This is a genomic window from Bariatricus sp. HCP28S3_A7 (genome assembly GCF_052066375.1).
Classification (GTDB): domain Bacteria; phylum Bacillota; class Clostridia; order Lachnospirales; family Lachnospiraceae; genus Allocoprococcus.
The window spans coordinates 31,255-44,383 of sequence record NZ_JBQHSG010000006.1 but is presented as its reverse complement, the minus strand read 5'-3'; the positions used below and the strand labels follow the sequence as shown (position 1 = coordinate 44,383).

Here is a 13,129-nt window from a genome sequence, read left to right as displayed (position 1 = left end):
GCAGTGACATATATTGCACCGGAAGTCGTAACTGAAGCGAAACGGATGGACTTGCTGACGTATCTTCGCACCTATGAACCGGGGCAGCTTGTCAGAGTCAGTGGCAACACTTACTGTACAAGAGAACATGACAGCCTGAAGATTTCCAACGGGAAATGGATGTGGTGGTCCAGAGGTATCGGGGGCAGAACTGCCCTTGATTATCTCATAAAGGTTAAGGAGCTGAGCTTTATTGAAGCGGTGGAAACCATTATGGGAAATTGTGCTGTAACTGCTCTGGTGTATGAAACGGAGAGCCGAAGTTATGAAGAACAGCCGCTTCTTCTGCCGCAGAAAAGTCCAACCAGCGATGTCGTTACACAGTATCTTTTTGAGCGTGGCATTGATTATGAAATCATCAATGAATGTCTGGATAAAGAGCTGATCATTGAATCGCTGCCCTATCACAATGTTGTATTTATCGGCTATGACGATAAGAAAGAAGCGAAGTATGCAGCATATCGTGCGACCAATAAAAGCAGGATTATGGGCGACTGCACAGGAAGTAAAAAGCAATATTCCTTCCGACTGACAAATGAAAACAGTACAGAAGTGCATTTGTTTGAATGTGCCATTGACCTGTTATCTTTTGCAACTTTAGCAAAGATAGAGGGAGAGGACTGGCGAAAACTGAACCTTGTTTCCTTGTCAGGTGTGTATTCGCCAAAGCAGGAAATGGAAAAATCAAAAGTGCCGGTTACACTTCAAAAACTGCTTGAGAAGAATCAGCAGATCAGCCGGATTGTGCTTCACTTAGATAATGATATTGCAGGAAGAAAGGCAGCAAAAACATTAGAAATTTTATTGAAAGACAGATATGAAGTCGTTGATGAACCACCCCAAAGAGGTAAGGATTTCAACGACTTCCTTTGTATCCAGTTAGGAATTTTAAAGCAGAATGAAAGGAGTTTTGAGCGATGAATGAAAAAATAACAGTGCTTCTGGTAGAACCGGGCAAGTATCCAAAGCCGATTGAGATTGAAGATACGTTGGAAGCGATGCAGGAAGTTGTCGGTGGAGATATTGAAGAATATATGCCATTTGATGATGAGGTCGCCATTATCTGTAATGAGGAAGGAAAGATGAACGGATCAGAGCTTAACCGGGCGGTCTATTCCAAAGATAAGCAGATTTTGGATGTGATTGCGGGCAAGTTCTTTATTGCGTATGCTCCGTTTGAATCAGAAAGTTTCCTTAGTATGCCAAAAGATCTGATGAAAAAATATGAGGATAAATTCAGGTATCCAGAGAAATTTTATAAGACACCAGCAGGGGTTGAAGCCAAAGCCTATAAGCCAGTGTCAAAAGATATGGAGCGATAGAAAGTGAAAATCTGGGGCAACCCAAGGAGCGTGTATCATCTTAGCGAGCAGACCATTTATACTCCTACAGTCGTATAAACGGTAAAGGCTCGTTAGGGGTTGCCCCTAATACCCCAGTGAGAAAGGAACGATGATTTATGAGAGAGATAGCATTGATTGCCGGCGGCTTGATCGTCGGAGGATTGGTTGGAGTCATATGGATGTGCCTGCTTCAGGTCAATAAGGACAGACATTATATCATTCAGAGAAAGGAAGAACATGAAGATGAGTAAGAGAACAATTAAAAAACAGTTTTGGTTATCCCGCAGCGAAGCACAGGATTTACAGAAGAAAGCAAAAAAGGCGTGTCTTTCTGAAGCCGGGCTTATCCGTCTGCTTTTGAAAGGATATGAGCCGAGAGAAAAACCAGATGCAGATTTCTATGAAGCAATGAAGGAACTGTCAGCAATCGGAAATAACATCAATCAGCTTGCAGTGAAAGCAAATTCACTCGGCTTTGTGGACGCACCACAGCTTAAAAAGGAAGCAGAGCGTTGGCACAAATTCCAGGCGGATATGGAACGTATTTATCTCAGACCGGATAAGAGCGAACTGAAATGGCAGTAACCAAGTTATGGTCTGTGAAAAGCAATCTGAAACAGGTCATTGACTATGCCATCAATCCGGAAAAGACTGCGGCTGATGTTTATACGGAAGAACAGTATCAGGCATTGGCAGATGTCCTCAGTTATGCCAAAGATGAGGAGAAAACGGAACGGGAACTTTATGTTGATACTATCAACTGTAATGTAGCGACCGCTCGTGATCAGTTCATAACAGTCAAAGAGCAGTATCAGAAAACAGATGGTATTCAAGCCTATCATGGCTACCTGAGTTTTAAAGAACAGAATATTACCCCGGAACTTGCACAAAAGATTGGGATGGAGTTTGCCAATGAAATATGGGGCAACCGTTTTCAGGTCGTTGTTACGACACATTTGAATACAACACATTTGCACTGCCACTTTGTTGTCAATTCCGTTTCTTTTGTGGATGGGAAAAGGCTGTGGGGAGAAGAAAAAGCATGGTTTAAATTCCGGACAGTGGCAGATCGTATCTGTGAAAAATATGGATTGTATTATAATCCGAAACCAAACCGCAGTAAGCAATCGTCTTATTACTATAAGCAGGAGCAGGCGGGAATGCCAACCCGGTATACGATGGTGCGTGAAGCGATTGATGAAGCGATTGCACATAGTACGAACCTTAGAAGCTTTGATTATGCTTTGACGCAGATGGGTTATGAACATTCACTCAGTGAAAGCCGGAAGTATTGGACAATCGTACCGAAAGGGTACACGAAACCGATCAGACTGAAAAATCTCGGAGAAGATTACACCGAAGAAGCTATCAAACGCAGGCTCATGGAAAATCAGAGAGTGCGTATCGTGCCATTTGCAAAGCAGACAGTTGTTATCCGGCAATACCGCTTGCCGACAAGAGAACAGAAAATTAAAAAGGTGGGTGGTCTGTATGGCTTGTATCTGCATTACTGCTACAAGCTCGGTTATCTGCCAAAGTATAAAAAACAGAATACAAAAAGACTTCATTATCTTTTAAAAGAAGATTTATTGAAGCTCGATAAAATTACAGCAGAGACAAGGCTGCTCGGTCGGGAACATATTTTTACGGACGAGCAGCTTTTCTCATATAAAGCGTCACTGAATGGACAGATTGAAACTTTGATTGACGATAGAACGCACCTGCGAAAAATATCCAGAACAAAGATGAGTGACGATGAGCTATCGAAAGTCAAAGGGCAGATTGTGTCTATCAGTGGCAAGATCAGGGAACTGAGGAAAGAGGTTCGGTTATGTGATGATATTGCCGAGCGGTCGAAAGTCATGGAACAGAATCTTGAAACCATCAGAGCCGAAGAAGAAAAACAAGAGAGAAAGGAGCAAAACCGATATGACAAACGGAGGTGACGCAGCAGAGCAGGTCGTCCGGTTATCACTGGAGGGCTTTGAAGTTGCTGCAAGGTTGAGTGGTTCGGCTGCAAAAAATATTGCCATACTGCTCGTATCTGTTCTGAAGCAGGAACAGAAAACAAAAGGAAAAGCCCGTCTTACCAACATGATCAGATCGGGTAAGGAATTGAAAGTCTTTTCTATTCCAAATAAAGATTTGAAGAAGTTTACCGAACAGGCAAAAAGGTATGGTGTCCTTTACTGTGTCCTCAGAGATAAGAACACAAAGGGAGACAATGTGCCGATTGATATTATTGCCAGAGCAGAGGATGCTTCCAAAATTCAGCGTATCGTCGAAAGATTTGAACTCGGTAAAGTAGATAAGGCTGCAATCGTAACGGAATCCCAGAAAGCAGTGGAGAAGCGGGAAGCTTTGGAAAAAGAGAAACCAGCAAAATCTAAGAATGAGATTATCACGGAGGAGGCTGTGCGAAAGCCATTACAGAAAGAGGAAAATGCACAGGCAAACCCCTCCGTCGCCAAAACGGACAAAAACCCTCCGTTAAGGCAAAACTCAGAGCCGGAAGATATGCGAACTGATAAGGGTGTCGCTGTAAATGAGCAGAAGAAACCATCGGTTAAAGAGAAACTTGACCATTACAAAGCTCAGGCAAAACAGGAAAAAGAAGCAGATCGTAAAGAACCGGAAGTTGCTCAGACAAAGCGTAAATCTGCACCAAAGCAGACGGTACACAAACAGCCGAAATCAAAGCAGAAGAAATCGAAAGAGAGGTAAGGAACATGACGTATGATTTTAAACCTGCAAAAGCAGGTGGGCAGGCTCCAAGACTTTCCAAAGAGGAGTATGCACAGAAAAAAAGAGCAGAAAAAGATGCGGTCTATCAGATGGCTGATGAATCAGCAAGGGAGATTGTTTCGGACCCGGAAAAATTCAAGTCGTTTCTGGATACGCAGAGTCGGATTGACAGATATTCTGCGGTCAATGCACTGCTCATCTATAAACAATATCCGCAGGCAGTTCAGCTTAAAGATTTTGATGACTGGAGCAAAGATAATGTCAAAATCTTAAAAGGTACAAAGAGTATTTCTATTCTTGAACCGGTGGAATATGTCAAGAGAGATGGTACAACAGGTATTTCCTATAATGTGAAAAAAGTATTTGATATTTCACAGACCAATGGCAAACGACCACCAGCACCAACAGTCGATCGTGATCCAAAGCAGCTTATCACAACATTGCTTGACTCATCGCCGGTTAATGTGGAAGCAACCAATGAATTACCCTATCCGAATATGGCAGCCTTTTATAACAATGAGGAACAGACTTTGTATGTGAAACGGGATGTGGGAGACAGCGTTGCAGTTGCTCAGTGCGTAGCGCAGGAACTGGGGCACGCACAGCTTTCCATCAACAGTGATACTTATAGTCGTTCTGATATGGGATTTCAGGCAGTGTGTATCGGTTATATGCTCTGTAAGAAATATGGTATTGACACACAGAATTTTGCAATCAACCGTATTCCGGAAAAACTTGCAGCAAAAGAACCGAAGGACATTCGCTTTGAGCTGTCTAAGATGAGAAATGCAATGGCAGATATTCATTCCCGTGTTTCTGATGAACTTTACCGTAAGAAACAGGCTCGCTCGAAAGAGCAGGAAAGATAAAGAGGTACTGATATGACGAAAGAAGAACTTTACCACATTGCATTGGATGATTATGAACATGGCATCGTCATCCGTTCTCTGAATGATGAGAAAACGGATTTGATGAATCAGGGAAAATCAACGGATGCTGTGGACGACCTGATTATCAAGATCGGGACTGCCCCAAAAAAGAAATTCAAAGTAATTTCCAAGGATCGATCTGATGCAGAGAGATAAGGAAAGACAGTCGGAGATTATTCTTTCCATCATCGGTATTATCCCGGTTGTATGGTTGGGATTATTGATCGCTCCGTCCGTAAAAGGCGGATTGCCGGAGATATTCCCAAGACTGATGAATGTATTCAACAACCCATTTCACATCGTACTTTGTGAGGACAGCGTAAAAACTGTCCTCATTTTGCTGTTGTGCTATGGCATGGGTATCGGGATTTATTTTTCCACACAGAAGAATTACCGAAGGCGGGAAGAACATGGTTCAGCAAAATGGGGCAATGCAAAAACCGTAGATAAAAAATACAGACAATCTCCATTTTCAGATAACAAGCTGATGACACAGAATGTTTGCATTGGCTTGAATGCAAAAAAGCACAGACGAAATCTGAACACACTGGTATGCGGTGGTTCTGGTGCAGGTAAGACAAGGTTTTACTGTAAGCCGAACCTCATGCAGTGCAATACCTCTTTTGTTATCCTAGATCCGAAAGGAGAAATTTTAAGAGATACTGGAAAGCTACTTGAAAGAAAAGGATTTGAGGTCAGGGTTCTTGATTTGATCTCTATGGAAAAGAGTCACTGCTATAACCCATTTGTATATCTTCAGAATGACAACGATGTGCAGAAACTTGTAACCAATTTATTTAAAAGCACCACACCAAAGGGAAGTCAGTCGCAGGACCCGTTTTGGGATACTTCGGCTTCCATGCTTCTGTTGGCGTTGGTGTTTTATTTGCATTATGAAGCACCGGAAGAAGAACAGAATTTTGAGATGGTCATGGAAATGCTCAGAGCCGGTTCGATTGAGGACGAAGAAGATACCAGACCTTCTCCCCTGGACGAACTGTTTGCAGAGCTTGAAATGACAAATCCAGACCATATTGCATTGAAATATTACCGTTCCTACCATTCCGGTTCAGCAAAGACACTGAAATCTATTCAGATCACGCTTGCTGCGAGGTTGGAAAAATTCAACCTTGAAAGTCTTGCTTCATTGACATCGGCAGACGAGCTTGACCTTCCATCTATGGGAGAAAAGAAAGTTGCCCTGTTTGCCCTTATTCCAGATAACGACTCCAGTTTCAATTTTTTGGTTTCGATTTTATATACACAGTTGTTTCAGCAGTTATTCTATGCTGCTGACCATATTCATGGCGGTTCGCTGCCTATTCCGGTGCATTTCCTGATGGACGAATTTGCGAACGTTTCCCTGCCAGATGACTTCGACAAGATACTTTCGGTTATGCGTTCCAGAGGGGTGTCGGTTAGTATCATTTTGCAGAATCTGGCACAGCTCAAAGCACTTTTTGAAAAGCAATGGGAAAGCATTGTGGGCAACTGCGATGAATTTTTATATCTCGGCGGTAATGAGCAATCCACACATAAGTATGTGTCGGAGCTACTCGGCAAAGAAACCATCGACACGAACACTTATGGCAAGAGTTCCGGTCGAAGTGGTAACTATTCCACCAATTATCAGATCAGTGGGCGAGAACTGCTCACACCAGATGAAGTGCGGATGTTGGACAACCGATATGCGATTTTATTTATCCGAGGGGAACGTCCTGTTATGGATTTGAAATACGATATCTTGAAGCATCCGAATGTGGCATACACCACAGATGGTAGAGAAAAGCCATATATGCATGGAGAAGTTACGATACCGCACTCATCTATTTCCGTTCTTGCGATTGATCCGGAAGATGTACCAGAAGGCAGTTACGGAGAAACCAATTACGAACTTCTGTCTGATGAGGACTTTGAAGTTGATACAAATTTCTAATTTACAGGAGGAAAACACAATGAGATTTTTTAAGAACATAGATAAGAAAGCAATGAAAGAAACATCTAAACTTCCAATGACCGGAAAGGTTAGAAAAGGTTACCGGGCATACTGTGCAGCGGTTCTGGCAATGACGGTTGTACTTGGCACTGGGGTAACTGCTTTTGCGGCAAGTGACCCGATCACAGTAGTCAACAATCTGTCTGATTTTATCTTTGGACTCATTCGAGCAATCGGTATGATCTTGCTCGGCTTTGGTATTGTCCAGGTCGGACTTTCCCTGAAATCACATGACCCGTCCCAGAGGGCAAATGGATTTCTTACCCTTGCCGGTGGTGTCATTATCACTTTTGCAAAAGAAATCCTGACTCTGATCGCAGGCTAAGAAACAACAGTTATCAGTGAGCGTACCCGCTTTTGCGGGTATGCCTTTTATAAGGAGGTGCGAATGAATGAGCGATAACTGGGTAGTTCAAAACCTCGAAAACGCTCTTGAAACCTGGAACGATAAATTAAGCGAGATATGGCAGCTTTTGACCACTACTCCGCAGAACTTCAAAGGTGGAAGTATCTGGAATGTGATGGTCACGATCAATGGAGCAGTGCAGGCAATCGGACTTGCACTACTTGTACTTTTCTTCGTGGTCGGTGTTGTCCGTACCTGTGGCAGTTTTACCGATGTAAAGAAACCGGAACATGCTTTGAAGCTATTTGTAAGATTTGCTATTGCAAAAGGTGTTATCACATACGGACTGGAACTGATGCTTGCTTTATTTAATATCATTCAGGGTGTTATATCAACCATCTTGACATCATCAGGATTTGGAACACCCGATCAAACAACACTGCCTGCTGAGATGGTAACGACCATTGAAGACTGCGGATTTTTTGAAAGCATTCCGTTGTGGGCAGTTACGCTGATCGGTGGACTTTTTATTACGGTGCTGTCATTCATCATGATCATGACAGTCTATGGCAGATTTTTCAAGTTGTATATGTATACTGCCATAGCACCGATACCACTTTCCACATTTGCCGGAGAACCGACTCAGAATGTAGGCAAGAGCTTTATTAAAAGCTATTGTGCAGTTCTACTTGAAGGAGCAGTCATTGTGCTTGCCTGCATTATCTTTTCATTATTTGCATCCAGTCCCCCAGTGGTCAATCCGGATGCGGCGGCAGTCACACAGGTGTGGTCCTATATCGGCGAGCTTGTCTTTAACATGCTTGTCCTTGTGGGTTCAGTGGAGATGAGTGATCGTATTATCAGAGAAATGATGGGCTTATAATTCGGAGGTTTAAGAAAATGAAGAACAGAAACAGAACAGGTCGGCAGAAGTATTTCTCGGCTGACCGTAATTGCAAAAACTGCGTGTACAACGGTGGCAGAAGAAAGGGAGAGCATATCTGCTTAATGGATACTTGCACTTTGGAAAACCGGTTGTATGGCAGAGAAAGGAAAAGAAATTGAAAAGCATACAGATTTATCATTTACACCTTGCCAATGGCGAGATTGTGCAGGCTGCTGAGGACTATAAACTCAAAGGCAAGAATACCATTGTCAACCTTTTTCAAAGAGCAAACGATGAAGATATTTTCTTTATTACAGATTTGCTCTTAGGCTCTTGTTATATTCCCAAAAAGAAGATTGTATATATCTCAACAGGAGAGGTAAGAGTCAATGCAGAACCTGATAGATTTGAAACAAATATTTGCTTGTTAAGGAGAGTGAGAGATTGTGGAAGTAAAGATTAACCGTGAAATACGAAATTACACAGAGTCAATGTTCTTTGGACTGTCGCTTCGACAGTTCATTTTTTCTGTCCTTGCATGTGGGATTGCAGTGGGACTGTATTTCCTGCTGAAACCTTATTTAGGGACGGAAACCGTTTCATGGGTTTGTATCTTAGGTGCCGCACCATTTGCTGCGATTGGATTTGTGAAATACAACGGGATGACAGCAGAGAAATTTGTCTGGGCATGGTTTAAGTCTGAATTTCTCATGCCGAAGAAGCTGGTATTTCACTCTACCAACACCTATTACGAATTACTGAAACCAAGCATCGAGCAGAAAATGAAGGAGGTTTTGAAAAATAATGATTAAGACACTCAATAATATTTTCAAACAGGATAAAGAAAAGTTTGTTGTGCCAAAAGGTGTGCAGGACTGTATTCCAGTCATGGTTATCTATGATGACGGTATCTTTAAAGTTGGCAAAGACAAATATTCCAAGAGCTTTAAATTCACAGATATTAACTATGCGGTGGCAAGCAGGGAGGATAAAGAGGGAATGTTTCTTGAATACTCTGAACTGCTCAATTCTCTGGATAGTGGAGCGACTACAAAAATCACGATCAATAACCGCAGACTGAATCGTTTGGATTTTGAGAAAACCATTCTTATTCCAGAAACCGGAGACAGCCTTGATGAATACCGTGAGGAATATAACAAGATGCTTCTTGAAAAGGCAACCGGGACAAATTCAACAGTGCAGGATAAGTATGTGACAATCTCTATCAATAAAAAGAATGTGGACGATGCACGCACCTATTTTGCACGTGTGGGTGCTGATCTGATCGCTCATTTCAACCGCTTAGGCAGTAAATGTGTGGAAATGGAAACGGATGAGAGACTTCGGATTATTCATGATTTCTTCCGAGTGGGCGAAGAAAGTGCTTATCATTTTGACATCAAAGAAACCAGAAAGAAAGGACACGACTTCAAAGATTATATCTGCCCGGACTCTATGGAGTTTGAAAGTGATTACTTCAAAATCGGAAACCGCTTTGGCAGAGTCATTTTCCTGCGTGAGTATGCGTCTTATATCAAGGACTCAATGGTTGCAGAGCTTACGGATATGAACCGGAATCTGATGATGTCCATTGACATTGTGCCTGTGCCAACAGATGAAGCGGTAAGAGAAGCAGAGAACCGACTGCTCGGTGTGGAAACAAATATCACAAACTGGCAGAGAAAGCAGAATCAGAACAATAACTTTTCTGCGACCGTTCCTTATGATATGGAACAGCAGAAAAAAGAAATGAAGGAGTTCCTTGACGACCTGACAACTCGTGACCAGAGAATGATGTTCGCAGTGCTTACGATGGTGCATACAGCAGATACGAAAGAGCAGCTTGATAACGATACAGAAGCACTGCTTACGACAGCAAGAAAACATCTGTGTCAGTTTGCGGTGCTGAAGTATCAGCAGATGGATGGTCTGAATACAGTTATGCCTTATGGCACAAGAAAGATTGACTCTTTCAGAACACTTACTACAGAGAGCCTTGCAGTATTCATGCCTTTTAGAGTTCAGGATATTTACGATGAGAACGGTATTTATTATGGGCAGAATGTCATCAGCAAAAATATGATTATTGCTGACCGTAAGCAGCTTTTGAATGGTAATTCCTTTATCCTCGGTGTATCCGGTGGTGGTAAGTCGTTTGCAGCAAAGGGAGAGATTGAGAACATCATTCTTTCTTCCGACGCAGATGTGATTATCATTGATCCGGAGCGAGAGTATTCCCATCTTGTGAATGCCCTCGGAGGAGAGATTATCAATATTTCTGCAACGTCTCCGAACCATATCAATGCTATGGATATGAACAAGGATTATGGCGATGGAGCAAATCCGGTTATCTTAAAATCTGAGTTTATCATGTCCCTTTGCGAACAGCTTATCGGTGGCACGAACCTCGGAGCAAAGCAGAAGTCTATCATCGACCGTTGTACTGCAAGTGTGTACCGCACATATCAGCAGAATGATTATACCGGTCCAATCCCTACTCTACAGGATTTTCGTGATGAACTTCTGAAACAGGATGAACCGGAAGCAAAGGAGATCGCACTGGCGATTGAGCTTTTTACGCATGGTTCCTTAAATACCTTTGCAAAGCAGACGAATGTGGACACACACAACCGTCTGATCTGCTATGACATTTTGGACCTCGGCAAGCAGCTTATGCCGATTGGTATGTTGGTTGTGCTGGACTCTATCCTGAACCGTATCACACAGAATCGTGCAAAGGGTAAGAACACCTTTATCTTCATTGATGAAATTTATCTTCTGTTCCAGCACGAATACTCTGCAAACTTCCTCTTTACCTTGTGGAAGCGTGTGAGAAAATACTGTGCATACGCAAGCGGAATCACTCAGAACGTCGATGACCTTTTGCAGAGCCACACAGCGAGAACAATGCTTGCAAACTCAGAGTTTATCATTATGCTGAATCAGGCTTCCACAGACAGGCTTGAGCTTGCAAAACTTTTGAATATTTCCGACCTTCAGCTTTCCTATATCACAAATGTAGATGCGGGACATGGACTGATCAAGGTGGGGAGTTCGCTTGTGCCATTTGCAAATAAGTTCCCGAAGAATACGAAACTCTATAAACTGATGACGACCAAACCGGGCGAAGTGTAAGGAGGATAACGAGATGGCTAAGATTTATTTTCGTGATAAGGCACACAAAGATTTTGTGATGGAAAATCTGAATAAATGCAGGAGAAACGACTGTTATCATCAGGCGTTCTTTTATGTGATGGGAATTTCGGAAGAAACGAGAATGAACATCGGGCAGATGTTTGATTTTAAGAATGACTGCATCATTCCGGAGGGAATGCATGGAGGATGGCAGACCAGTGGAACTGTGAAAGTCTGCAACCTTGCGTTTAATCTCTGGAATGGATTTGCAGAAGAAGGCAGGGAGAGGTTCTGCACACCAGAAGAACTGTTCTGCTGTGGATATGCCCCGTACTTTATGGAGGGAATCAAACTGCGGTATCCGGAATATTGCAGAGATCTGACACCACCTAAAAGAAAGGATATGGAACGATAATGATGAAAAGAAAGCGATATGTGATAATCATTGCGGTGCTTGCAGCTATTTTTTCTGTAAGCACCTTTTTCCTGATCCGCAATCATATAGACTCCAAAAAGCAGGCAGAAATCTATGATGAATTGATTGAAACTGTCGAGGATACAGATGAAACACAGGAAACAATGTCGTATTCCGAAGATCAGTCATTTTTGCCGGACTATCAGGAGCTTTTTCTGCAAAACAATGATATGGTTGGCTGGATTAAGGTAGAAGATACCAAGATCAATTATCCGGTCATGCAGTCCAAAGAAGAACCGAACTTTTACCTGCGACATGGATTTGATAAGGCGTATACGGTCTATGGCTGCCCGTATGTGCAGGAAAACTGTGATGTAGATGCTCCATCGGACAATCTCATTATCTATGGGCACCATATGAACGATCAGTCTATGTTTGCCGGACTGATGAAGTATCAGAGCAAGTCCTTTTGGGAGAATCATAAAACAGTGCAGTTTGATACACTGACAGAAAAATCAGAATATGAAGTCGTGGCAGCTTTTAAGACGGTTGCTTATACCGATGGACCGGAGAGTTTTAAATATTATCATTTTGTCAACGCAGGAAATGAGGATGAGTTCAATGCGTATATCGGCAAATGCAAAGAGTTGGCATTCTATGATACGGGTGTGAGTGCAACGTATGGCGATAAGCTCATCACACTTTCTACCTGTGAGTATTCTCATAAGAATGGAAGAATGGTCGTTGTTGCCAAAAAGATTGCTGAGTAAGGAGGGATTGACATTGTATGGGTAACTTGATAACCCTAGCAGCATTGTTTGTTGCGAAAGTAACAGACAATGCACTAAGCACAACAAAAACAATATTGGTACAGAGAAGTCGGTGGATACTTGCAGGGATTGCGGTTATCATATCCGACTTTATTTATTTTTGGATCACAAAACGGGTGGTATCTGCGGACAGTGAGATTGCAATTCTTGTAGTTGCATTTGCAGGTGGTGTTGGATGTTCCCTTGCCTGCTTCATCAATGAGAAACTGTCAAAAGACCGCATCTATGTGAATGTGATTATGTCGGATGACCTTGAAGAAATGAAGCATTTCAGAGATTTTCTGGCAAAGCATCATATCACAAATGTAGCGGCAGACAGTTATACGCTTGACTGGGACGCCAAGACAATCTCGATCACAGCCTACCCGGAAACAAAAGCAGAAAGTCGGCTGATCAACGACTATATCGCAGGAAGTTCCACGAAATTTAAGCGAGTGGTACAGCCGACTTAGAAAGGAGGTTCGG

Annotated in this window: 17 protein-coding genes; all 17 read left to right on the top strand. The window is 42.5% G+C overall.

Annotation, left to right across the window (positions count from 1 at the left end; all coding sequences use genetic code 11):
* Nucleotides 1-3: 3 nt before the first annotated feature.
* A complete protein-coding gene (locus ACTNA4_RS06010) occupies nt 4-960 on the top strand; it encodes a DUF3991 domain-containing protein (protein WP_441029118.1) in 957 nt (318 codons plus the stop codon).
* Complete coding sequence (locus ACTNA4_RS06005) at nt 957-1,361, top strand: DUF3846 domain-containing protein (protein WP_441029116.1); 405 nt, start codon at nt 957-959, stop codon at nt 1,359-1,361. Before ACTNA4_RS06010 ends, ACTNA4_RS06005 begins: the two co-directional genes overlap by 4 nt.
* A gap of 137 nt (nt 1,362-1,498) precedes the next feature.
* Complete coding sequence (locus ACTNA4_RS06000; protein ID WP_441029114.1) at nt 1,499-1,633, top strand: DUF3789 domain-containing protein; 135 nt, start codon at nt 1,499-1,501, stop codon at nt 1,631-1,633.
* Nucleotides 1,626-1,967: a plasmid mobilization protein gene (locus tag ACTNA4_RS05995; protein ID WP_195548653.1), complete on the top strand. Its 342-nt coding sequence runs from the start codon at nt 1,626-1,628 to the stop codon at nt 1,965-1,967. Before ACTNA4_RS06000 ends, ACTNA4_RS05995 begins: the two co-directional genes overlap by 8 nt.
* Nucleotides 1,958-3,328, top strand: coding sequence for a relaxase/mobilization nuclease domain-containing protein (locus tag ACTNA4_RS05990; RefSeq protein ID WP_441029112.1), 1,371 nt, complete (start codon nt 1,958-1,960; stop codon nt 3,326-3,328). Before ACTNA4_RS05995 ends, ACTNA4_RS05990 begins: the two co-directional genes overlap by 10 nt.
* A complete protein-coding gene (locus ACTNA4_RS05985) occupies nt 3,312-4,106 on the top strand; it encodes a PcfB family protein (protein WP_441029110.1) in 795 nt (264 codons plus the stop codon). The genes ACTNA4_RS05990 and ACTNA4_RS05985 overlap by 17 nt, the downstream gene beginning before the upstream one ends.
* Nucleotides 4,107-4,111: 5 nt before the next feature.
* Nucleotides 4,112-4,996: an LtrC-like protein gene (locus ACTNA4_RS05980; protein WP_441029108.1), complete on the top strand. Its 885-nt coding sequence runs from the start codon at nt 4,112-4,114 to the stop codon at nt 4,994-4,996.
* 12 nt (nt 4,997-5,008) lie between these two features.
* Nucleotides 5,009-5,212, top strand: coding sequence for a hypothetical protein (locus tag ACTNA4_RS05975; protein WP_195548649.1), 204 nt, complete (start codon nt 5,009-5,011; stop codon nt 5,210-5,212).
* Entirely contained in the window at nt 5,199-6,992 is a 1,794-nt protein-coding gene (locus tag ACTNA4_RS05970; protein ID WP_441029106.1) for a VirD4-like conjugal transfer protein, CD1115 family, read from the top strand. Before ACTNA4_RS05975 ends, ACTNA4_RS05970 begins: the two co-directional genes overlap by 14 nt.
* A gap of 19 nt (nt 6,993-7,011) precedes the next feature.
* A complete protein-coding gene (locus ACTNA4_RS05965) occupies nt 7,012-7,377 on the top strand; it encodes a glutamyl-tRNA amidotransferase (protein WP_441029104.1) in 366 nt (121 codons plus the stop codon).
* Nucleotides 7,378-7,444: 67 nt separating this feature from the next.
* Nucleotides 7,445-8,281: a hypothetical protein gene (locus tag ACTNA4_RS05960; RefSeq protein WP_441029102.1), complete on the top strand. Its 837-nt coding sequence runs from the start codon at nt 7,445-7,447 to the stop codon at nt 8,279-8,281.
* A 178-nt stretch (nt 8,282-8,459) separates the two neighbouring features.
* Complete coding sequence (locus ACTNA4_RS05955; protein WP_441029100.1) at nt 8,460-8,747, top strand: hypothetical protein; 288 nt, start codon at nt 8,460-8,462, stop codon at nt 8,745-8,747.
* On the top strand, nt 8,731-9,096 hold the full coding sequence (locus ACTNA4_RS05950; protein WP_441029098.1) for a PrgI family protein: 366 nt from the start codon (nt 8,731-8,733) through the stop codon (nt 9,094-9,096). Before ACTNA4_RS05955 ends, ACTNA4_RS05950 begins: the two co-directional genes overlap by 17 nt.
* Nucleotides 9,089-11,419, top strand: coding sequence for a VirB4-like conjugal transfer ATPase, CD1110 family (locus tag ACTNA4_RS05945; protein ID WP_441029096.1), 2,331 nt, complete (start codon nt 9,089-9,091; stop codon nt 11,417-11,419). Before ACTNA4_RS05950 ends, ACTNA4_RS05945 begins: the two co-directional genes overlap by 8 nt.
* Nucleotides 11,420-11,432: 13 nt before the next feature.
* The gene (locus ACTNA4_RS05940) at nt 11,433-11,834 is read left to right on the top strand and encodes a DUF6075 family protein (RefSeq protein WP_195548644.1); all 402 of its coding nucleotides are present in this window, start codon (nt 11,433-11,435) and stop codon (nt 11,832-11,834) included.
* Nucleotides 11,835-11,836: 2 nt separating this feature from the next.
* Nucleotides 11,837-12,604, top strand: a complete 768-nt coding sequence (gene srtB / locus ACTNA4_RS05935) for a class B sortase (RefSeq protein WP_441029200.1) — start codon at nt 11,837-11,839, stop codon at nt 12,602-12,604.
* A 17-nt stretch (nt 12,605-12,621) separates the two neighbouring features.
* The gene (locus ACTNA4_RS05930) at nt 12,622-13,116 is read left to right on the top strand and encodes a hypothetical protein (RefSeq protein ID WP_173692773.1); all 495 of its coding nucleotides are present in this window, start codon (nt 12,622-12,624) and stop codon (nt 13,114-13,116) included.
* Nucleotides 13,117-13,129 lie beyond the last annotated feature (13 nt).

Excerpts from the sequence above, each read along its gene's own strand:
- ACTNA4_RS05975 (WP_195548649.1), top strand. The coding sequence starts at position 5,009 with ATGACGAAAGAAGAACTTTACCACATTGCATTGGATGATTATGAACAT.
- ACTNA4_RS05980 (WP_441029108.1), top strand. The coding sequence starts at position 4,112 with ATGACGTATGATTTTAAACCTGCAAAAGCAGGTGGGCAGGCTCCAAGA.
- ACTNA4_RS05995 (WP_195548653.1), top strand. The coding sequence starts at position 1,626 with ATGAGTAAGAGAACAATTAAAAAACAGTTTTGGTTATCCCGCAGCGAA.
- ACTNA4_RS05990 (WP_441029112.1), top strand. The coding sequence starts at position 1,958 with ATGGCAGTAACCAAGTTATGGTCTGTGAAAAGCAATCTGAAACAGGTC.
- ACTNA4_RS05970 (WP_441029106.1), top strand. The coding sequence starts at position 5,199 with ATGCAGAGAGATAAGGAAAGACAGTCGGAGATTATTCTTTCCATCATC.
- ACTNA4_RS06000 (WP_441029114.1), top strand. The coding sequence starts at position 1,499 with ATGAGAGAGATAGCATTGATTGCCGGCGGCTTGATCGTCGGAGGATTG.
- ACTNA4_RS05940 (WP_195548644.1), top strand. The coding sequence starts at position 11,433 with ATGGCTAAGATTTATTTTCGTGATAAGGCACACAAAGATTTTGTGATG.
- ACTNA4_RS05960 (WP_441029102.1), top strand. The coding sequence starts at position 7,445 with ATGAGCGATAACTGGGTAGTTCAAAACCTCGAAAACGCTCTTGAAACC.
- ACTNA4_RS05945 (WP_441029096.1), top strand. The coding sequence starts at position 9,089 with ATGATTAAGACACTCAATAATATTTTCAAACAGGATAAAGAAAAGTTT.
- ACTNA4_RS05985 (WP_441029110.1), top strand. The coding sequence starts at position 3,312 with ATGACAAACGGAGGTGACGCAGCAGAGCAGGTCGTCCGGTTATCACTG.
- srtB (WP_441029200.1), top strand. The coding sequence starts at position 11,837 with ATGAAAAGAAAGCGATATGTGATAATCATTGCGGTGCTTGCAGCTATT.
- ACTNA4_RS05930 (WP_173692773.1), top strand. The coding sequence starts at position 12,622 with ATGGGTAACTTGATAACCCTAGCAGCATTGTTTGTTGCGAAAGTAACA.
- ACTNA4_RS05965 (WP_441029104.1), top strand. The coding sequence starts at position 7,012 with ATGAGATTTTTTAAGAACATAGATAAGAAAGCAATGAAAGAAACATCT.
- ACTNA4_RS06005 (WP_441029116.1), top strand. The coding sequence starts at position 957 with ATGAATGAAAAAATAACAGTGCTTCTGGTAGAACCGGGCAAGTATCCA.